Genomic DNA, 19,587 nt, shown 5'->3' with positions numbered 1-19,587 from the left:
GCCACCTGGACCGGGCCGGGCCACAGGCGGCCGGGACCCCGCGGGCCGTTCGTTGGCCGGCCAGTCCCTGCGCGTGTCGCCGTGGTCCTGCGGAGCCCGTTGGCCCTGCGCCGCCCGTTGTCCCTGAACCGCCCACTGCCCGGGCGTCTCCTGCTGGTCGCGTGGCTCTCGGCGCTCAGCCGTTCCGTGCCCGGCGGCCCTGGTCGTGGCAGCCCCGGCACCGGCTGTGGTCGTCTCGGCTGCGGTGGTTCCGGCTACGGCGGTTTCGGCTGCGGCGGTTTCGGCTGTGACTGCCTCGGTTCCGCCGGTCCCGGTTGTGGCAGTGCCGGCGGTCCCGGTTGTGGCGGAATCGGCTGCGGCGGTTTCGGCTGTAGCGGTGCCGGCTGTGGCGGTGCCGGCTGTGGCGGCTGTGGCGGTGCCGGTTTTGGTCGTGGCGCCTTCGGTTTTCGCGGCCGTGTCGTCCGGAGCGTGATCCCGCGCGAACTGCCGGGCCGTCACTCCCTGCCGGCTCTCGTCCTCCTGCGGCATGCGCTGCCCGGGCGTTGCGTCGTTCGTCTGGTCGTCCCGCACGGCCTGCGCTGCCGGGTGGCGCTCCGCTGTCTGCGCTTCCGCCCGGCCCGGTTGCGAGCGGAGCTCCCCGCCGCCACCCGCGCCGCCGCGACCTCGATCTCCGCCACCGCCGCCGTGCGCTACCTGGTCCTGCGCTACGTGGTCCCGCGCTGCCTGGTCCTGTGCGCCGCTGTCCCGGGAGCTCCGGTCTTGCGCGTTCGGGCCCTGTGACGATCCGCCCTGCTCTCCCCGGTCGCCGCCGCTGCCGTCCTGGGACCCTCGGCCCTGCGCGCTCGGCTCCTGCGGTGCTACGTCCTGCGGCTCGCGGCGCCGGGCATTTCCGTCCCACGCACCGTCGTCGTGCGGGCCGTGGTCGTGCGGGTCGCGGTCCTGCGCACTGCGGTCCTGCGGGCCATGGTCCTGCGGGTTCGTGTCGTGGGTGCCGGACCCGTGGCCGTCGGGCTGCAGATCGCCGGGCTGGTGACTGCCGGGCTCGTGTCCGTTGGACTCATGGCGGCTGGGCTCGTGCGTGCCGGGCCCGTGAGCGCCGGGCCCGTGAACGTCAGGCTGGTGGGCGTCGGAGGTGGGGCGGCCGGGGTCGGACTGGTCGGCTGAGGTCCGGTCCACGTACGGACGGTCGGCCCGCTGCCTGTCCTGCTGGTTCCCGTCTCTGGTGTCGTCCCTGGTGTTGCGATCCGAATGGTGCCGCTCGGCCGGGTGTGCGGGGCGGCGACGCCGGGTCGGGGCCTCCGGCACGTTGATGGCCGCGGTCGGCAGCCCCCTCGGCCCGAGCAGGACCTCGCCCACCGCGTCGCGCAGCTGGTGGGCGTCCGTGGCGCCGGGCACGGGGGGTGGAGGCGAAGCGCCACCGATCGTGAAGCCCGTCGGCAGCGTGTGGACGAAACCCGCCGGCTCGTTGGGCTTGCCCCCGGGCGTCAGTGGGTCCAACATGAACTCGCTGTGCGCGGACGTGGACCCGGAGTTGGCGCCGGTGGCCGTGGAGGGGCCAGCATCCAGGGGCGCGCCGGACTGATGCAGACCGGGCTCCATGCGGCACCTCCTCACCGACGGGCCGGGGGGGCCTGGGTTTGGGTAGGTTCCAGCCTAGTTTCCCTCGTGGCATCCGATCGGTCATTTGAGTATGTGCGATCGTCCGATGTGCTTACCCTTCCAGGTCGATTCTGACCGACGCGGCGGCCTCCGCACGGGTGAGAAATGGGCGCCACCGGCCGGCGCCCGTGGCCGGAGATGACCATCCCATGTCGGCCTTGACCAGCCGTGTCTCCGGTCGCTCGAGCCAGGCGAGGATCCGCTCGGTCTCCTCGGGCGACGCGCGGGGCGTCGGCCCGTGCCCCGGCAGGACGGTCTCAGCTGTGGCGAGAACCACATCCAACGTCGGCTGTGGATGCACCCTGGGGGGTGAAACACCGGCTGCGGCGAGTCGGCCGTGTCGCACCACCGCCAGCTCCCAGCCGCCCTTCGCGGCCGGTCGAGCGGCGATCAGCTCGGGCAGGCTGGTCAGCGAGACGAGCCGCTGCATGCGGATCGCCGTGCGCAGGAAGGCGATCAACCGGGTGCGGATCGTGGCCGCGTCCTCGAAGCGCTCCGCGGTGGACAGGGTCTCGATGCGGGCCATGAGGCCGCGCACGACGGGGCCGGGATCGCCGGTCGTCGCGGTGCGGAACGGCTCGGCGGCGGCCGTCTCGTAGTCGTCGGGGGAGATGCGGTGCTCGCACGGCGCCGGGCAGCGGCCGAGCTCGGCGAGCGCGCACGCGGGGGTCTTCGTGCGCAGGGACAGCTTGTGGGTGCACTGCCGGATCGGCAGCGCGTCATAGATGCCGGCGGCGGCGAGCTCGGCGCCGCGGCGGGAGCCGAACGGGCCGAGATATGCCGCGCCGTCGGGCTGCACCTCACGCACGACCGACAGCCGGGGATAGGCCTCGCCGGTGAGCTTGAGCCACATGACCCGCTCCGGAAACTTGGAGCGGCGGTTGTACGGCGGTTTGTGCGCCGCGATCAGCCGCAGCTCCCGGACCTCGGCCTCCAGGGAGTGGGCGCAGAGGATCGCCTCGACCCGGTCCGCCGCGTTGATCATCTCGTCGATGCGGGCCCGCTTCTCGGCGGCGGTGAAGTAGCTGCGGACCCGGGTCGCGATGGACGAGCTGGTCCCGATGTAGAGCGGGCGGTCCTTGTGCCCGCGGAACACATAGACCCCCGGGGCGTCCGGCAGACCTTCGGCGAGGTGCCGTTTGCGCCGCTGGGACGGACTGACCGCCTTGACGAACTCGATCGTCTCGCCGATGGTGTGCACCTTGTGGCTGCCCAGCCGGGCGATGAGGCCGTGCAGGACGTCGACGGTGGCCCGGGCGTCGTCGAGGGCGCGGTGGATCGGCTGGGTGCTCGCGCGGAAGTGCCGGGCGAGGGTCGACAGCTTGTTGTTGGGCACCTCGTCGGCGACCAGGGCGCGCCGGGCGATCGCGGCGGTGTCCAGCACGATCGGCTTCGGCCACGCGTAGCCGTGCTTGGCGCAGGCGGCCTTGAGGAAGCCGGTGTCATAGGGCGCGTTGTGCGCCACGAGCACGGCGCCCGCGGCGAACTCCAGGAACGCCGGCAGCACCGTGTCGATCGTCGGTGCCTCGACCAGCATCGACTCGGTGATGCCGGTCAGCACCGTGATGAACGCCGGCAGCCGCTCCTCGGGGTTGACCAGCGTGCCGAACTCGCCCAGGATCTCGCCGCCGCGGACCTTGACCGCGCCGATCTCGGTGATGCCGCCGCCGTCCGGCGCGCCGCCGGTCGTCTCCAGGTCGACCACCACGAACGTCGACGCGAACAGCGTCGCCGCACGTGGGTCGTCGAACAGGGCATCGAGCGTTTCCTGGTGGTAGTCGGCCACGCGCGCACACTACGACCAGGGTGTGACAAAAATTCCTCAGTGCGCCGGGAAACGCAGTTCGAACCGGACGTCCGGCGAGCCGATCGTGGCGTTCGTGCGCACCACGGTCGCGGCGTGGGCCCGCAGGATGTCCGCCACGGCCCGCGGGACCAGCTCGTCGGCCTCCCGCGTGCCGTCGAGGTCGGCCTGCCATTCGGGGGCGATCGACCCGCCGGCGTGGCTGATCTCCACCGTCGGCACCGGCGCGCCCAGCACGCGCACCGCGACCCTCCCGCCCGCCGGTGCCACTTTGAGGGCGGAGAAGACGACGTAGTCCAGCGCTCTGGAGAGTCTGCCAGGATCCGCCTGTACCGACGCAGCATCGGTCACACCAAGGGTGATGGCGATGTTCCTGGCGTCCGCGATGGGCCGCAGTTCCCGGATGCGGGCCTCGGTCAGGTACGTGAGATCAACCGACCTGGCTTCCGGGTGCCCTTCGAGGACCGAGGTGACGACGAGGCGCCGTAGCTCGAGCAGCTCGGTGACCTGCTTGGCCAGGGCCCGCAGCCCCCGCATCTGGTCGAGGTTGAGGCGGTGCGGCGCGTGGTCGACCACGCACAGGGTGCCCAGCGCGGCGCCCTCGCTGGTCAGCAGGGGGGCGCCGGCGTAGAACCGGATGCCGTCCTCGGCCCGCACGAAAGGGTTGTCGGCGAACCTCGCGTCCTCGGTGGCGTCCGGCACGACCATCAGGTCCCGTCCCATGATCGCGTGGGCGCAGAACGCGACCTCACGGGGTGTCTCGGTGGGACCGGTCAGGCCGATCTTGGCCTTGAACCATTGCCGCTCCGTGTCCACGAGCGTGACCAGGGAGATCGGCGCACCGCACACCTCGGAGGCGATCCTGACGATGTCGTCGAAGTCGGTCTCCGGGGGAGTGTCGAGGACCGCCAGCGCCCGTAGCGTCGAGATCCGTTCGGTTTCGTTCTCGGGTACCGGCGGCTGCATGTCGGGCCTCCTCGGTGGCGTACCCCAATCGGGTGAAATAAGGATATGTCAGCTTTTAGCCTTTCGAGGGAAGCCGGCGGTGCCGGAGACCATCCGGGGCGAATCTGGTCGACAATGCGACACTGGAGTGATGCCCGCGCACGACGTTCCCGATGACCTCGACGACGAGGCCGTGGTGACGTCTGTGCCGGAGGAGGTGGACCTGCCCGACTCCGACGGCGGTATCGAGCCGGTGCTGCCCGAGACCATCCGCCAGCGGGTGATCTCCCTCGCCGCCGGTGCCATGACCGGCCTGCCCCTCGACGAGCTGCCCATGCCGCTGCGGCGGGTCGCGAAGTTCGCGCCGAACCGGCGCGCCCGCCTCGGTGGCCAGGTCATCGCGATGCAGCTGTCCGGTGACCCGCTGCTGCGCCAGCGCCTCGCCACCAGGGTCGTCAACGAAGCCGGTGACCTGGGCGCATCCATCCTGGAAGGGGTGGCACCACCGGCCGCCGACCCCGTCGAGGTCGCCGCGCTGGCGTATCTCGCCCGCCCCGACGGATGGCGTGACCTGGTCGAACGCGCCACCGACACGGTCCGCGCCGAGGCGCAGGGCGCCGCCACGTCCGAGCGCATCCGCGACGTCGAGCAGCGCCTCGCCCGGGCCGAGCACGACCGCGCCGTCGCCCGGGTGGAGGCCGACAAGCTCCGCGACGAGCTGGCCCGGCTCCGCGACGAGACGTCCGGCCTCCGCGAGGAGGTCCGCTCGCTGGGCAAGGCGCTGCGGGAGAGCCAGGCCAAGGAGCGCAAGGCGACCGACATGCTCGCCAGCGAGAAGGGCCGGGCCACCCGGGCCACCGCCGACCACGACGCCGAGCTGCGCCGCATGCGGGCCAAGCTCGCCGAGGCGGAGACCGCGGCCGGGGCCCAGCGGCAGAGCGCCAAGGACGCCCGGGCGGTCGACGACGCCCGGCTGTGGCTGCTGCTGGAGACGATCGGCCAGGCCGCCGTCGGGCTGCGCCGTGAGCTGGCCCTCGACCCGACCGACCGGCTGCCGGCGGACTTCGTCGCCGACCACGACGCCGACCGGCCCGAGAACGCCAACGGCGCCGGTGCGGCCCGGGCCCTGGACGCCGACGACCCGGCCCGGCTCGACCAGCTGCTGAGCCTGCCGAAGGCGCACATGATCGTCGACGGCTACAACGTCACCAAGAAGGGCTACGGCGAGCTCTCCCTCGAGCAGCAGCGCAACCGCCTGGTCGCCGGGGTCGGCGGCCTGGTCGCGCAGACCAGGGCCGAGGTCACCGTCGTGTTCGACGGCGCCGAGCGGGTCGTCGGCCTCCCACCGGCACCCCGCGGCGTGCGGGTGCTGTTCTCGAAGAAGGGCGAGACCGCCGACGAGCTGATCCGGCGCCTGGTCAGGGCGGAGCCGGCCGGTCGGCCGATCGTGGTGATCTCCTCCGACAAGGAGGTCATCGACGGCGTGCGGCGCCACGGTGCGTACCCGCTGGGCAACGACACCCTGCTACGCCGCCTGTCCCGGTCCTGACCTGCGGATCCTCATTTTTGTCGTACCCCCCGCTTACCGTGGAGCTACGGACGGTCAACGGAGGAGGAGCGATGCTCGTCGACTGCGAGACCTGCTCAGTGCGCGGCACCGCCTGCGGCGGTTGCGTGGTGACCCTGCTGCTGGACACCCCGCCTGCGCTGCACCAGCTCGGCGCGGCCGAGGTCCGCGCGATCGAGGTGTTCGAACGCGCCGGGTTCGAGGTCACCGTGCTCGACCCCACCCACGTCGAGGCGGCGGCACCACGCCGGGCGGGGCGGCACCGCGCCGCATAAGCTTGCGGAGTTTTCTCACCAGGAGGTGCGGCGTGTCCCCTCGCGCATGGGCGGCGATCACCCTCGCGGTGCTGCTCGTCGCGGTCGTGGTGGTCGCGGCGCTGCGGGTGCCATGGTCGGCTCCGCCGGCGCCACGCGGCGACCAGCTCGCCGCGCTCGACACGCTGCCGGTCGACGCCGTCGCCAGAGGCCGGGCGTTCCACGCGGCCCTGCGCCCCGGCACCTACCTGTCCCTCGCCCTCGGCCTGCTCGTCGCGGTCCTGCTCGGCCTGACCCCGGCCGGCGCGTGGATCGTCGAGCAGGTGTCCCGGCCGTTCGGCGGCCACTGGCTGGCCCGGGCGCTGCTCGGCGGCCTCGCGGTGGTGTTCGTCGGCGAGATCGCGGCGCTGCCCCTCGCCGCCTGGCGCCAGTCCATCCTCAGGCGCTATGGGCTGTCCACGCAGGACTGGTCCGGCTGGACCGTCGACATGCTCAAGAGCTACGCCGTCGGGGCGGTGATCGGCGCGGTCGCGCTCGTCGGCTTCTTCACCGTGACCCACTTCGCACCGCGCTGGTGGTGGGCGTGGGGCGCGGCCGGCGCGGCGCTGCTCACGGTGCTGCTGTCGTTCGTCTTCCCGGTCCTGGTCGAGCCGGTCTTCAACAAGTTCACCCCGATGCCCGACGGAGAGCAGCGGACCCGGCTCATGGCCATGGCGCAACGCGACGGCGTCCCCGTGCGCGACGTGCTCGTCGCCGACGCGTCCCGCCGGACCCGCGCGGTCAACGCGTATGTCTCCGGTCTCGGCCCGACCCGCCGCATCGTCGTCTACGACACCCTCCTGGAGAAGGCGCCCCAGGAGGAGGTCGAGTCGGTCGTCGCGCACGAGCTCGGCCACGCCAAGGACGGCGACGTGTTCACCGGCACGCTGCTCGGCGCGCTCGGCGCGGCCGCCGCCGTGTGCGCCCTCTACCTGCTCGGCTCGTGGGCCGGTCTGCTGCGCCGCGCCGGCGTCGACGCGATCGGCGACCCCCGCGCCGTCGCGCTGCTGATCGCCGTCGCCACCGTCGCGGGCCTGCTCGCCGGCCCGGCGCAGGCGTTCGTGTCGCGGCGCGTCGAGGCCCGCGCCGACCGGCACGCCCTGCAGCTCACCGGCGACCCGGCCGGCTTCGAGGCCATGCAGGGCCGGCTCTCCCTGGTCAACCTCGGCGACCCCGACCCAAACCCGGTCGAGCAGTTCCTGTTCGGATCCCATCCGACCGCCGTCGAGCGGATGGCGGAGGCGCGGGCCTGGGCGCGGGGCGAGCGATGACGACGCTGCTCGTCACCAACGACTTCCCGCCCCGCCCGGGCGGCATCCAGCAGTTCGTGCACAACCTCGCCGTGCGCCAGCCCGCCGGCTCGGTCGTCGTCTACGCCTCCACGTTCCGGGACGCGGAGAAGTTCGACGCCGAGCAGCCGTTCGAGGTGGTGCGCGAGCCGACCGGCATGCTCCTGCCCACGCCCGGCGTGGCCCGCCGCGCCGCCGCGCTGGCCCGCGCCCACGGCTGCGACAGCGTCTGGTTCGGCGCCGCCGCCCCGCTCGGCCTGCTCGCCGACGGCCTGCGCCGCCGCGCCGGGATCGAGCGGGTCGTCGCCCTCACCCACGGCCACGAGGTCGGCTGGGCCGCACTGCCCGGCGCCCGCACCCTGCTGCGGCGCATCGGCCGGGGCGCCGACGTTGTCACGTACCTGGGGGAATACACGCGCAGCCGCCTCGCCCGGGTCCTCGACGGGCACACGTCCCTGCAGCGCCTCGCCCCCGGCGTCGACGTCGACGCGTATTCGCCGCAGGTCGACCGGCACCTCGTCCGCGCCCGCCACGACCTCGCCGACCGCCCGGTGATCGTGTGCGTCTCCCGCCTGGTGCCCCGCAAGGGCCAGGACGTGCTGATCCGGGCCCTGCCGCTGATCCACCGCGCGGTCCCCGACGCCGCACTGCTGATGGTGAGCGGCGGGCCGTATCGTCCCACCCTCGAGCGCCTCGCCCGCGAGTCCGGCGTCGAACGCCACGTCGTCTTCACCGGTGCCGTCTCCTGGGCCGAGCTGCCCGCGCATTACGCCGCCGGCGACGTCTTCGCCATGCCGTGCCGCACCCGCCGCCGCGGCCTTGACGTCGAGGGCCTCGGCATCGTCTACCTGGAAGCCTCCGCCACCGGCCTGCCCGTCGTCGCCGGCGACTCGGGCGGCGCCCCCGACGCCGTCCGCGAGGGCGAGACCGGGTTCGTCGTCCCCGGCCGCGACGTGCCCGCCGTCGCCGACCGGATCACGACCCTCCTGCTCGACCGCGCCCTCGCCGCGAAGATGGGCGCCGCCGGGCGCGCCTGGGTCGAGTCGGACTGGCGCTGGGAGACGCAGGCGGACCGCCTCCGGACCCTGCTCACCACGACTCCGGACCACACCGCCTGACCCTTCGACCGCCGGGACCCGTAGCGTTGGTGCACGGCCATGGCTCGGACGTTCCCGTCCCGCGTCGCACGGACCGACGGCGACGGCGGTGCTCCACCTCGGCCTTCGGGACCACGGCGATCACCACGTTCCCGTCGCACCGCGTTCCCGTCGCACCGCTGCACCGTGTTGTCGCTGCACTGTGTTGTCGCTGCACCGCGTTGCCGCGTTGCCGTCGCGCCGTCGCCGCACCACCGCACCGCGACACCGCACCGCGACGCCGCACCGGTTTGAACGACGATCGTCCGACATCACCCCGGACCTGCACAGCGGCGCCCCGGGATTTCCGCATGCTTGCTTTGAACGAAGCCGTAGGGCCGCTGAGGACGACAGAGATCAACTGGCGTCGAGGATGCGAAACCTCGGGTGCGCAGCCATGCCCCGGCCTCGGCCGTCCCAGCCGCGTCCGCCCCCGCCGCTGGCCCAGATGCCCAGATGCCCAGACACGCGCCACCGCGTGCCGCGATGGGCTCCAGTTCCTCGTCGAGCCTGACGTCCGAGCGACCCTTGCCACGACCCGGGGCTGCGGTGATGTCGCCGCCGTGATCGAAGGATGGCCGTGGTCGCGTGGACGGCCAGCCCGCGCCTTCGATCACCGGGAAGATCGCCGCCGCAGGATGTCGCCGCCGTGACCTGGGGCTGCGGTGATGTCGCCGCCGTGATCGAAGGATGGCCGTGGTCGCGTGGACGGCCAGCCCGTGCCTTCGATCACCGGGAAGATCGCCGCCGCAGGCGGAGCAAGCCCGCAAAGCCCTGTCCGGACATCGGGAACGCCGAATCGGACGCTGCCAGCACCCCGCTCCGCATCCCAGCACCCCGCGCCGCATCCCAGCCCGACTCGACCAGCAGCCCGGCCCATCGAGCCCGTGCCATCGCCGCCGCCGCCACCGACGCCACCACCACCGACGCCGACGCGGGTGCTGTGGTCACCGTGCCGGAGGCTGGGCCGCGAAAAGCGCGCCTGCACCGAATCGATTCGCGCGCAAGTGCCCGGAAGGGGGAATGGCAAGACGCATTTTCGGGGGTAATCGCCGCGACCGGGGTCAATGCCGTGGGGTTGGCCATCGGGCAGGGTGCGGAGTGGAGAAACGACAGGCTGGCCGTTCTGGGGGTTGAGGGCAGATCGGCCAGCGCCTATCGGAAAACCGGAGGGTCAGAACTTCGGGGCGTCGGGGGCTTCGAGGAGGCCGAGACGCAGTGCGGTCATGAGGGCCTGGGCGCGGTTGGCGGCGCCGAGCTTTTCGTACAGCTTCGAGATGTGCGTCTTCGCGGTGGACTCGGAGACGAACAGCTGCTTGGCGATGCCGGCGACGCTCATGCCGTCGGCGAGCAGGCGCAGGACCTGGCCCTCACGGGGGGACAGCTGCGGGCCGCTCGGGGCCAGCCGGCGCTTCATCGCCTCGGCCAGGTCCGCCGCGGTGAACGCGGAAGGCGCCGACGCGGCGTGGCGGGCCGCCGCGACCACCTCGTCGGCGGGGGCGGTCTTCGGCACGAAGGCGGACGCGCCGGCTTCGAGGGCGCCGAAGAGCTGGTCGTCTCCCGCATACATGGTCAGCACGACGATGCCCATGGTGTTGCTGGTCTTGCGCAGGGCCCTGGTCGCCTCCAGGCCGCTGCCGTCGGGGAGGCGCAGGTCCATGATGACCACGTCGGGCTGCAGGGCGCCGGCCTGGCGGATCGCCTCGGCGGCCGTCGCGGCCTCACCCACCACCTCGAACTGGCGGTCACGCTCGAAGGCGTGCCGCAGGCCTCTGCGGATGAGATCGTGGTCGTCGACGAGCAGAACTTTGGTGCGTGTCGTCGGCGTCGCGGTAGTCGACATTCCCGGTGCTCTCTCCCTCTGGTGCCTTCACGCTACCGCGCACGCGGTGCGGTTCCGAGCACAACCGCCACTGTTGTCCCATTCGGCACGCGCGGTGTGATCTCCAACCGGCCTCGGATACGTTCCGCTCTCTCGGCCATGATCGCAAGACCATAGCGCCCGTCAGGGCGGTTCTCACCTATGCCGCTTCCATCGTCGGAGATTTCTACCTGTGCGAACGGTGGATCGACCGCGCACGTTACCCAAAGATTCTCCGCGCCGGCGTGTTTCCGCGCGTTCGTGATGGCTTCCTGGGCAATGCGCAGCAGTTCGGCCTCGACCGCGGCGGGCAGTCGGGCGGTGGTTTCGTCGAGCGAAAGGTGGACCCGCAGGCCGGCGGAGGCGCCGACGGTGCGGGCGTAGTCGGCGATCGCGGCGGTGAGGCCGCCGTACCGGTCGACCTCGCTGCGCAGCTCGAACAGCGACAGCCGCAGCTCGGTGATGACGCGGGTGACCTCGGCGCGCAGGATGCGCAGCTCCTCCTCGGCGGCGGTGGCGTCGGGCAGCGCGGCGACCGCGTTGTCGATGCCGTAGCCGACCATGACGAGCTCCTGGGCGACGCCGTCGTGGATCTCGCGGGCCAGCCGCTGCCGCTCCTCGGTGGTGGCGAGGGAGCGGACCTCGTCGAACAGCAGCGCCGCCTCCAGGCGCAGCGCGGCGGCGCCGGTCAGGCCGGTCACCCGGGCGAGGACCGGCGGCGGGTACGCCCCGGCGCTGTCGCTCTCCAGGACGATCAGCCCGACGGTGCGGACCCCGGCGACGAGCGGGACGACCATCGAGGAGATGTCCCGGCTCGGCGCGACCGACCGGGCCTGCGAGCGGCCGGACACGACCGGCTGCTGGGTGGCCCACGCGTCGGCGACGGAGCTCTCGGTGTCCAGGGCGGTCTCCCAGTCGAGGCGCTCCACGCCCGCCTGGGCGAGCACGACGAGCCGGCCGCCGCCGCTGCCGGACAGCACGGCGCCACGGGAGGACGGGACCATGGCCCGGACCTCGTCCAGCAGGTGCTCGGCGAGGCCGCCGGGGTCGAGGGTGGCGCCGGGCAGCTGCCGGGCGACGCTGCGCAGCTGGGTGAGCAGGCGGGTGGCCTCGACGTACGGCTGGGGTGTCTCGTCGGTGCGCCGCGCCAGCAGCACCCGCTGCAGCACGGCCGCCTGGTAGGCGCCGGCGCCGGCGAGGACCAGCCACTGCAGGCAGGTGCCCAGGTAGCCGCGGTCGGAAAGGACCCCCTCCGACGCTCCGCTGACGACCAGGACCACGGCCGCGACGCCCAGCAGGACGGCGGCCACGCGCCGCCCACCGGCGAGCACCGCACCGATGACGGGCACCGGCAGGAACACCAGGAAGTTGTCGTCGGTGGTCGACGCGGCGAGGGCGACGACGAGCACCTCGGCGGCGCGGCCGAGGTGCGCGACCCGGTGCGTGGGCGGCGCGACCGTGGCGATCGCCGCCGCGGCGGTCAGCAGGACGAGCCAGAGCAGCTCGGCCGTGTGTATGCCCTCGATGAGCACGAGCGCCGCGACGAGCGCGAGCATCAGGACACGAACCGCGACCACGGCACTTCGGGGGCGGTCGCCCAGCACCGTCAGCTCGGTCAACGAATGGTCCTCCCAACCGTAGGTGACAGCATCAGCGCTCGTAGATGGCGGCGATGTCGCCGGCGTACTCCTTCAGGACCACGTTCCGTTTCACCTTCAACGACGGAGTGAGCGTTCCGGTCGCTTCGGTGAAGTCCTGCGGCAGGATGCGGAAGACCTTGATCCCCTCGGCCTTCGACACGGCCTTGTTGGCGTCGTCGATCGCGGTCTGGATCTCGGCGCGCAGCTCGGGGTCGTCCACGAAGGAGAAGTCGGCGGGCTTGCCGTGTGAGGACGCCCAGGCCGGCAGCGCGTCGGGGTCGATGGTGACCAGCGCCGCGATGAACGGCTGCCGGTCGCCGACCACCATGCACTGGCTCACGAGGGGGTGGGCGCGGACCCGGTCCTCGAGCACGGCCGGCGCGACGTTCTTGCCGCCGGCGGTGACGATGAGCTCCTTCTTGCGGCCGGTGATGCGCAGGTACCCGTCGTCGTCGAGCTCGCCGATGTCCCCGGTGTGGAACCAGCCGTCGCCGTCGATCGCCTCGGCGGTGGCGGCGGGGTTGTTCCAGTACCCCTTGAAGACGATGTCGCCCTGGACCAGGATCTCGCCGTCGTCGTCGATGCGGATCGTGACGCCGGGCAGCGGGCGCCCGACCGTGCCCACGCGGGCGCCGGTGTCGCGGTTGGCGTTGGTCGCGGGGGAGGTCTCGGTCAGCCCGTACCCCTCGAAGATGGTCACGCCGATGCCGCGGTAGAAGTGCGCGAGCCGCTCGCCGAGGGGCGCGCCGCCGGAGATCGCCCGGGAGCACTGCCCGCCGAGCGCGGCCCGCAGCTTGCCGTAGACGAGCCGGTCGAACAGCGCGTGCTGCACCTTCAGCAGCGGGCCCGGTTTCGCGGTGGCGCTGTAGGCGATCGCCACCTGCTCCGCCCGGTCGAAGATCGAGCCCTTGCCGTCGGCGTGTGCCCGCTGCTTGGCCGTGTTGTACACCTTCTCGAACACCCGCGGCACCGACAGCACGAACGTCGGCCGGAAGCTCTGCAGGGTCGCCGCGAGGTTCTTCGTGTCGGCGGTGTGCCCCATCGTCGCGCGGGCCTGCACCACGCCGATCTGGATCAGCCGGGCGAAGGAGTGCGCGAGGGGCAGGAACAGCAGCGTGCGGGCGCCCTGGTGGAACAGCGACTGCAGCTCGGGGATCGCGTTGACGATGTCGGACAGCATGTTGCGATGCGTGATCATGCAGCCCTTGGGGCGGCCGGTGGTGCCGCTGGTGTAGATGATCGTGGCCAGGTCGTCGGCCTTCGTCGCGGCGCGGCGGGCCTCGACGTCCTCGCGGGGGACCGCGGCGCCGTCGGCCGCCAGCACGTCGACGCACCCTGGAACGGCTGCGGTGCCGTCGATCTGCCAGACGTGCTCGACCGAGGGAAGGCGGATCGCGGTGACGGTGTCGCGGTGCGCGTCGGTCTCGACGAAGACGGCGATCGCGCCGGAGTCCTCGAGGATCCAGGCGACCTGCTCCGGGCTCGACGTCTCGTAGATCGGCACGGTGACCGCGCCGACCGACCAGATCGCGTAGTCGATGAGGGTCCACTCGTAGCGCGTCTTGCTCATCAGCGCGACCCGCTGGCCGGCCTCGACGCCCGCCGCGAGCAGGCCCCTGGCCAGGGTCAGCACCTGGTCGTGGAACTGGCCGCAGGTCACGTCCTGCCAGACGCCTGCGATGTGGCGCTGGAACTGCACCGCGTCCGGTGCCGCGACCGCGTTGTCCCACACGGGGTCGGTCAGCGTGGCGTGATCGCCGACGGTGACCGCTGGGGGCACGGTGAACTCGCGCACGTGGGACTCCTTCGTTTCCAACCCGTATCCGCCGAACCTACCGTGCCGACGGATCGCCAGGGACACCGCAGAGGTAGCCTGCCACCCATGGCCGACACTTCGACGCAGTCGATCGTCATTGACGCGCCCCCGGAGCGCATCGCCGAGGTCATCGCCGACTTCGCCCGATACCCAGAGTGGGTGGCGGCGGTGAAGTCGGTCGAGGTGATCGAGGAGTACGAGGACGGCTACGCGAGTCAGGTCGCCTTCGTGCTGGACTCGGGCCCGGTCTCGGACGAATACACCCTGCAGTACGAATACGCCGAGGACCTGACCCGCATCGAGTGGAGCCTGGTCGCGCCGTCGAAGATGCAGAAGCAGCAGGACGGCTCCTACGACATTACCGCCAACGCGGACGGCACCTCAACGGTGACCTATTCCCTGGCCGTGGAGCTGGCGATCGGCATGCTGGGCATGTTCAAGCGCAAGGCCGAGAAGATGATCATGGACACCGCGCTCAAGGAGCTCAAGCGGCGCGTCGAGGCGGCGGAATGAGCGGCCAGCGCAGCGGCTCGGGCCGCGAATCGGAGGCGGCGGCGTGACGCGCGACCCGCGCGAGGAGGCCGAACGCCTGGTCGCGACCGCCCTCGCCGCGCTGTCGGTCGCCGCGAACAGCACCGCCGGCTTCGCCACCGGCTCCGCCGAGTGCTGCGTCTGCCCGGTCTGCAAGGCGATCGCCGCCGCCCGTGACCCCGACCCCGAGTTCGCGGAACGGCTCGCCACCGGGGTGGGCGACCTCGCCGTCGGGCTGGCGGGTGTCCTGCGCGCGTTCGGGCAGCCCAGGCCCACCGCTACACCGGAACCACCCGGAGAACCCGAAGACGTTTGGCAACACGCCACCACGGAGACACCGATGTCGCCGAAACCGATGGCCAAGAAGGCCGTCAAGCCCAAGATTGATCCCGAGGCATAGCGCCTGTACGAGAGGAGACAGACGCGGTGGGGTTGACCATCGGAGTCGACATCGGTGGAACGAAGGTGCTCGGCGGGGTCGTGGACTCGGCGGGTGACGTCCTCGCGCAGACCCGGCGCGACACGCCGGCGCAGGACCCGGCCCAGACCGCCGACCGGATCATCGAGGTGATCCAGGAGCTGGCCGCCGGGCACGCGATCGACGCGGTCGGCATCGGCGCGGCCGGCTGGATCGACGCCACCCGCTCGATCGTGCAGTTCGCACCCAACCTGGCCTGGCGCAACGAGCCGCTGCGCGACAAGATCACCGCCGCGGTCGGGCTGCCGGTCGTGGTGGAGAACGACGGCAACGCCGCGACCTGGGCCGAGTTCCAGTTCGGCGCCGGTCGCGACGCCGACAACTCGATGGTGCTGTTCACCGTCGGCACCGGCATCGGCGGCGGCATCGTCATCGGCGGCAACCTGGTCCGCGGCACCAACGGCATCGCCGCGGAGCTCGGGCACATGATGATGGTTCCCGGCGGCCATCCCTGCGGCTGCGGCCGGCACGGCTGCCTCGAGCAGTACACCGCGGGCCCGGCCCTGATCCGGTTCGCGAAGGCCGACGCGCGGGAGAAGCCCGAGCTCGCCGAGCAGCTCCTCGCCCTGGTCGGCGGGGACGTCGACGCGATCAGGGGCCACACGATCACCGAGGCCGCCCGCCTCGGCGACGCCGTCGCGATCGGCGCCTTCGAGCAGGTCGGCCGCTGGCTCGGCGTCGCCCTCGCCGACATCGTGCAGATCCTCGACCCGCAGGTCATCGTCGTCGGCGGGGGCGTCATCGACGCCGGGGACCTGCTCATGAAGCCGGCCCGGGCCAGCTACGAGGACCAGCTCGCCCAGCGCGGCCGGCTCCCGGTCGCCGAGGTCCGCCCCGCCCTCCTGGGCAATGTCGCGGGAATGGTCGGAGCCGCCGACCTGGCCCGCGTATGACCAAGCTGCGGGTGCTGTCGTACAACCTGCACAGCCTGCGCGACGACCGCAGGTCGCTCGCGCAGGTCGTGCGGGAGGTCGCGCCCGACGTGGCGATCCTGCAGGAGGCGCCGCGCCGCTTCCGGTGGCGGCAGAAGTCGGCCGACCTGGCCCGCGACTTCGAGCTCGTCGTCGCCGGCGGCGGGCTGCCGTCCCTGGGCAACCTGATCCTGACCAACCTGCGGGTCCGCGCGTTCGACGGCTTCGACATCCGGTACCCCTTGACGCCCGGCCGGCACATGCGCGGCGCCGCGTTCGTCCGCTGCCGCGTCGGGCGGTCCACGTTCGCCGCCGTCGGCTCGCACCTGTCCACCGACGCCACCGAGCGCCCGGGCCAGGCCGCCGTGCTCAAGCAACACCTGTCGGAGCTGGCCGAGCCGGTCATCTTCGCCGCCGACCTCAACGAGAACTCCGGGGGCGCCGCCTGGCGGACCCTGGCCGACGGCCTCGTCGACAGCGCCGGCGCCGACGAACGCCACACGTTCCCGTGCGCCGCCCCCCGCGAGCGCCTCGACGTCGTCTTCGTCGACCCGCGCGTGACCGTCCTGTCCTACGAGGTCGTCGACTCGCCGGCCGCCCGCCTCGCCAGCGACCACTTCCCGGTCGTCGTCGAGCTCGACCTGCCCGAGTGACCGCGACATAGCCGCCGTGGTTCCTGATCCTTCCGGCTCCGGTCCGCCGTGGGCGCGGCCGTGGCTCCCGTCAGCCACCGGTCGGCCGTGAACGGCCTTCCTGCCGACTCCGCGTTCACGTGCGCAGGACACGACCTGCGGTCGTGAACAGGCCCGCGGCCGTGGACGGCCGCGACACGACCTGCGGTCGTGACGGGCGGGACCGGATGCGGGGTTGGGCGGGTGGCCAGTTGACCTTGGACACTGTGTCACCCCCTGGCCTGACAAAGTGTCCAAGGTCAACTTCTGCCGGGGATCTGACGTGCGGGACTGGACAAACCAGCGCCGAGCGGACGAGGATCTGGCCGCGAAAGCATGCGTGGGTGCATTCGAGCGGCATTGGGAGACGACGCGGGTGACAAGCTTCGACGAACTGGCCGGCGGCGCGACCCACTGGCGCGACGGCGAGCCCGTCTACGACCGCGGCGACACCGTCTGCGTGATCGGCGCCGGTGGCACCGGCCTCGCCGCGATCAAGAACCTCCGCGAGGCGGGCTTCGGCGTCGACTGCTACGAGCGTGAGACCGGCGTCGGCGGCGGGTGGAACTGGCGGCACGACCGCAGCCCCGTCTACGCCAGCACGCACCTGATCTCCTCGAAGCCGTTCACCCAGTTCCCGGACTTCCCGATGCCGGACGACTGGCCCGACTACCCGCACCACTCGCAGCTGCTCACGTACTTCGAGCGGTACGCGGACCACTTCTCGCTCCGGGAACACATCTGGTTCGGCACCGACGTCTCCCGGGTCGAGCCCGCCGACGACCCCGACGGCGGCCCGCCGCGCTGGGACGTGACGGTGCGGGGCTCGCGGGGCGGGGCGCCGCGCACCATGCGCTACGCCGCGGTCGTCGCCGCCAACGGCCACAACTGGTCGCCGAAGATGCCCGAATACGAGGGGCTCGCCGAGTTCCGCGGCAAGGTGATCCACGCCAGCCAGTACAAGGACGCGGCCCAGCTGCGCGGGCGCAAGGTGCTCGTCGTCGGCGCCGGCAACAGCGGCTGCGACATCGCGGTCGAGGCGGCCCAGCAGGCGGCGAAGTGCTGGCACTCGACCCGCCGCGGCTACTGGTACGCACCGAAGTACGCCCTCGGCAAACCCGCCGACCAGGTCAACGACCGGATCCTGGCGATGCGGCTGCCGTTCCGGCTGCGCCAGTGGCTGCTGCAGCGCACGATCGCGATGACCGTCGGCGACCTGACCCGGTTCGGCCTGAAGGCGCCCGACCACGGCCTGCTCGAGATGCACCCGCTGGTCAACAGCCAGCTGCCGTACTACCTCGGGCACGGCGGGATCACGCCCCTGCCGGACATCAAGCGCTTCGAACGCACCGAGGTCGTCCTGTCCGACGGCCGCACCGTCGAGCCGGACCTGGTCGTGTTCGCCACCGGGTACCTGCCCAACTTCGACTTCCTCGCCCCGGAGCTGCTGTCGACCGACGCCACCGGCCGGCCGCGCCTGGCGCTGCAGATGCTGTCGCGGACCCACCCGACCCTCGCCGTCGCGGGCCTGCTGCAGCCCGACTCGGGCGTGTTCACCCTCGCCCACTGGCAGACCGTGTTCATCGCCCAGTGGCTGCGCGTCCTGGACGCGTCGCCGGCCAGGGCGCAGGCGCTGTGGGCCAAGCTGCGCCAGGACGGTGACCGGCGCTTCACCGCCGGCAAGGTCACCGACTCGACCCGCCACTGGTTCGAGGTGAGCCACTTCGTGTACCTGCAGGAGCTGGAGAAGTCCCTGCACGAGCTGGAGGCGGTCCGTTGACCACCCGTGTGATGCGCTCCGACGAGTGGGCCGACCCGCCGAAGCCCGTCCAGCGGGAGGTGCTCACCGAGCAGCCCGACACCCCGCAGGACCGGCCGCCGGTGCTGTTCGTCCCCGGATACGGCCACGGCGCCTGGGCCTTCGCCCAGCACTGGCTCGAGCACACCGCCCGCCGCGGCTTCCCCGCGTCCGCGATGAGCCTGCGCGGCCACGGCGGCAGCGGCGCCGACCCCGACGCCCGCCTGCGCGACTACGTCCACGACGTCACCCAGGTCGCCGCCGGCCTGCCCAAGCGCGCGGTCCTCGTCGGCCACGGCGCGGGCGCCCTCGTCGTGGCGATGGCCCTCGCCCGCTACCCGGCCCGCGCCGGCGTCCTCACCGCCCCCGTCTTCGGCGGCGTGAGCACCGCCCTGGGCCTGCTGCGCCGCAACCCCACCGGCACCCTCCCGGGCCTGTTCGGCGGCCGGGTGTCGCTGCGCCCGGCCCAGCTGTTCAGCCGTTCCCTGCCGGCCAAGGAGGCCCAGTCCTACACCGCCCGCCTCCAGCGCGTCCCGGCCGGTGCCCAACGCCAGCTGGTCCGCCGCCAGGAGCCGGAGACCCCGGTCGGCGTCCCGCCGGTCCTGGTCGCGGGCAGCCCCGACGACCGCATCGTGTCGGCCTCGGCCCTGGAATGGGTCGCCCGCCGGTACGGCGGCTCCCCGCTCCTCTTCCCCGGCATGGGCCACGACCTCATGCTCGACGCCCGCTGGCAGGAGCCGATCGACGCGATCCTCGACTGGCTCGAAAAACTCCCCAGCTGACCGACCGCTCCGGACGCCGCTTCCCACGCCCACCCAGGTCGCCCGCACCTCGGGTTCCGCACCCGTTCGACCATGACCTGGTTGATCAAAGTCGTCCCCCGGTCACCCGCACAGTCACCCGCACAGCCAGCCCGCGACTTCGATCACATGGGCGCGGTCAGGGGAACCCGGCCAACGCGGCACGGCTGGACCAAGACCCGCCAAGCTCGAGCCGAGTACGCCACTACCTGGTTGATGACTGATCACCCGCGACCAGTAATCAACCAGGTAGCGGCAAGATCGCCGGCGCCGGACGGGCCCGCCTCCGTCGTCCCGCGCGCAGGGCGGGCGAGCCGGACGACAGACCTTGAGCGCCTCAAACCCGGACCCCCGGTCTTCAACGGCCACGCGCATGCGTCCGAGTCGG

The 19,587-nt window shown here is 72.4% G+C and carries 16 protein-coding genes and 1 pseudogene; 12 read left to right on the top strand and 5 right to left on the bottom strand.

Features of this window, described 5'->3' with window-relative positions; all coding sequences use genetic code 11:
- Nucleotides 1–468 precede the first annotated feature (468 nt).
- The gene (locus Dsi01nite_RS44985) at nucleotides 469–780 is read left to right on the top strand and encodes a hypothetical protein (protein WP_203852590.1); all 312 of its coding nucleotides are present in this window, start codon (nucleotides 469–471) and stop codon (nucleotides 778–780) included.
- Between the two features lie 129 nt (nucleotides 781–909).
- Nucleotides 910–1,164, top strand: a complete 255-nt coding sequence (locus Dsi01nite_RS44980) for a hypothetical protein (protein ID WP_203852589.1) — start codon at nucleotides 910–912, stop codon at nucleotides 1,162–1,164.
- Nucleotides 1,165–1,711: 547 nt separating this feature from the next.
- On the opposite strand, the gene Dsi01nite_RS44975 is transcribed toward Dsi01nite_RS44980, so the two are convergent.
- Both Dsi01nite_RS44975 and Dsi01nite_RS44970 read right to left on the bottom strand, forming a co-directional pair.
- Complete coding sequence (locus tag Dsi01nite_RS44975) at nucleotides 1,712–3,445, bottom strand: DEDD exonuclease domain-containing protein (protein ID WP_203852588.1); 1,734 nt, start codon at nucleotides 3,443–3,445, stop codon at nucleotides 1,712–1,714.
- 36 nt (nucleotides 3,446–3,481) lie between these two features.
- On the bottom strand, nucleotides 3,482–4,429 hold the full coding sequence (locus Dsi01nite_RS44970) for a GAF domain-containing protein (RefSeq protein WP_203852587.1): 948 nt from the start codon (nucleotides 4,427–4,429) through the stop codon (nucleotides 3,482–3,484).
- Between Dsi01nite_RS44970 and Dsi01nite_RS44965 the strand changes: the two genes are divergently transcribed.
- The 4 genes from Dsi01nite_RS44965 (at nucleotide 4,428) to Dsi01nite_RS44950 (ending at nucleotide 8,675) form a co-directional block, all read left to right on the top strand.
- Entirely contained in the window at nucleotides 4,428–5,957 is a 1,530-nt protein-coding gene (locus tag Dsi01nite_RS44965; protein ID WP_203852586.1) for an NYN domain-containing protein, read from the top strand. The two genes, Dsi01nite_RS44970 and Dsi01nite_RS44965, sit on opposite strands and share 2 nt — an antisense overlap.
- Before the next feature lie 71 nt (nucleotides 5,958–6,028).
- Complete coding sequence (locus Dsi01nite_RS44960; RefSeq protein ID WP_203852585.1) at nucleotides 6,029–6,250, top strand: hypothetical protein; 222 nt, start codon at nucleotides 6,029–6,031, stop codon at nucleotides 6,248–6,250.
- Nucleotides 6,251–6,282: 32 nt separating this feature from the next.
- On the top strand, nucleotides 6,283–7,539 hold the full coding sequence (locus tag Dsi01nite_RS44955) for a M48 family metallopeptidase (protein ID WP_203852584.1): 1,257 nt from the start codon (nucleotides 6,283–6,285) through the stop codon (nucleotides 7,537–7,539).
- Nucleotides 7,536–8,675, top strand: coding sequence for a glycosyltransferase family 4 protein (locus Dsi01nite_RS44950; RefSeq protein ID WP_203852583.1), 1,140 nt, complete (start codon nucleotides 7,536–7,538; stop codon nucleotides 8,673–8,675). The genes Dsi01nite_RS44955 and Dsi01nite_RS44950 overlap by 4 nt, the downstream gene beginning before the upstream one ends.
- Nucleotides 8,676–9,867: 1,192 nt before the next feature.
- On the opposite strand, the gene Dsi01nite_RS44945 is transcribed toward Dsi01nite_RS44950, so the two are convergent.
- The 3 genes from Dsi01nite_RS44945 to Dsi01nite_RS44935 are packed head-to-tail and all read right to left on the bottom strand — an operon-like array spanning nucleotide 9,868 to nucleotide 13,989.
- Nucleotides 9,868–10,536, bottom strand: a complete 669-nt coding sequence (locus Dsi01nite_RS44945; protein ID WP_033362529.1) for a response regulator transcription factor — start codon at nucleotides 10,534–10,536, stop codon at nucleotides 9,868–9,870.
- A 32-nt stretch (nucleotides 10,537–10,568) separates the two neighbouring features.
- Complete coding sequence (locus Dsi01nite_RS44940; RefSeq protein WP_239136665.1) at nucleotides 10,569–12,173, bottom strand: sensor histidine kinase; 1,605 nt, start codon at nucleotides 12,171–12,173, stop codon at nucleotides 10,569–10,571.
- A 31-nt stretch (nucleotides 12,174–12,204) separates the two neighbouring features.
- Nucleotides 12,205–13,989, bottom strand: coding sequence for an AMP-dependent synthetase/ligase (locus Dsi01nite_RS44935; protein ID WP_203852582.1), 1,785 nt, complete (start codon nucleotides 13,987–13,989; stop codon nucleotides 12,205–12,207).
- 87 nt (nucleotides 13,990–14,076) lie between these two features.
- On the opposite strand from Dsi01nite_RS44935, the gene Dsi01nite_RS44930 reads away from it, so the two are divergent.
- The 6 genes and pseudogenes from Dsi01nite_RS44930 (at nucleotide 14,077) to Dsi01nite_RS44905 (ending at nucleotide 19,181) form a co-directional block, all read left to right on the top strand.
- Entirely contained in the window at nucleotides 14,077–14,523 is a 447-nt protein-coding gene (locus Dsi01nite_RS44930; RefSeq protein WP_203852581.1) for an SRPBCC family protein, read from the top strand.
- A 43-nt stretch (nucleotides 14,524–14,566) separates the two neighbouring features.
- Nucleotides 14,567–14,890, top strand: a pseudogene (locus Dsi01nite_RS44925) (hypothetical protein); the annotation flags it as partial.
- A gap of 77 nt (nucleotides 14,891–14,967) precedes the next feature.
- Nucleotides 14,968–15,912, top strand: a complete 945-nt coding sequence (locus Dsi01nite_RS44920) for an ROK family glucokinase (RefSeq protein WP_203852580.1) — start codon at nucleotides 14,968–14,970, stop codon at nucleotides 15,910–15,912.
- Nucleotides 15,909–16,583, top strand: coding sequence for an endonuclease/exonuclease/phosphatase family protein (locus Dsi01nite_RS44915; protein WP_203852579.1), 675 nt, complete (start codon nucleotides 15,909–15,911; stop codon nucleotides 16,581–16,583). The genes Dsi01nite_RS44920 and Dsi01nite_RS44915 overlap by 4 nt, the downstream gene beginning before the upstream one ends.
- A 394-nt stretch (nucleotides 16,584–16,977) precedes the next feature.
- The gene (locus tag Dsi01nite_RS44910; protein WP_203852578.1) at nucleotides 16,978–18,381 is read left to right on the top strand and encodes a flavin-containing monooxygenase; all 1,404 of its coding nucleotides are present in this window, start codon (nucleotides 16,978–16,980) and stop codon (nucleotides 18,379–18,381) included.
- Nucleotides 18,382–18,392: 11 nt separating this feature from the next.
- Nucleotides 18,393–19,181 (top strand): alpha/beta hydrolase, encoded by a 789-nt coding sequence (locus tag Dsi01nite_RS44905; protein WP_203852603.1) that lies wholly within the window; start codon nucleotides 18,393–18,395, stop codon nucleotides 19,179–19,181.
- The last annotated feature ends 406 nt before the right edge of the window (nucleotides 19,182–19,587 follow it).

Origin of the sequence: Dactylosporangium siamense (assembly GCF_016862795.1) — a bacterium.
GTDB lineage: Bacteria > Actinomycetota > Actinomycetes > Mycobacteriales > Micromonosporaceae > Dactylosporangium > Dactylosporangium siamense.
The sequence above is the reverse complement of the archived record's forward strand: the minus strand, read 5'-3'. Positions and strand labels throughout refer to the sequence as shown.

Excerpts from the sequence above, each read along its gene's own strand:
- Dsi01nite_RS44905 (WP_203852603.1), top strand. The coding sequence starts at position 18,393 with ATGCGCTCCGACGAGTGGGCCGACCCGCCGAAGCCCGTCCAGCGGGAG.
- Dsi01nite_RS44915 (WP_203852579.1), top strand. The coding sequence starts at position 15,909 with ATGACCAAGCTGCGGGTGCTGTCGTACAACCTGCACAGCCTGCGCGAC.
- Dsi01nite_RS44960 (WP_203852585.1), top strand. The coding sequence starts at position 6,029 with ATGCTCGTCGACTGCGAGACCTGCTCAGTGCGCGGCACCGCCTGCGGC.
- Dsi01nite_RS44930 (WP_203852581.1), top strand. The coding sequence starts at position 14,077 with ATGGCCGACACTTCGACGCAGTCGATCGTCATTGACGCGCCCCCGGAG.
- Dsi01nite_RS44945 (WP_033362529.1), bottom strand. The coding sequence starts at position 10,536 with ATGTCGACTACCGCGACGCCGACGACACGCACCAAAGTTCTGCTCGTC.
- Dsi01nite_RS44965 (WP_203852586.1), top strand. The coding sequence starts at position 4,428 with ATGTCGGGCCTCCTCGGTGGCGTACCCCAATCGGGTGAAATAAGGATA.
- Dsi01nite_RS44970 (WP_203852587.1), bottom strand. The coding sequence starts at position 4,429 with ATGCAGCCGCCGGTACCCGAGAACGAAACCGAACGGATCTCGACGCTA.
- Dsi01nite_RS44950 (WP_203852583.1), top strand. The coding sequence starts at position 7,536 with ATGACGACGCTGCTCGTCACCAACGACTTCCCGCCCCGCCCGGGCGGC.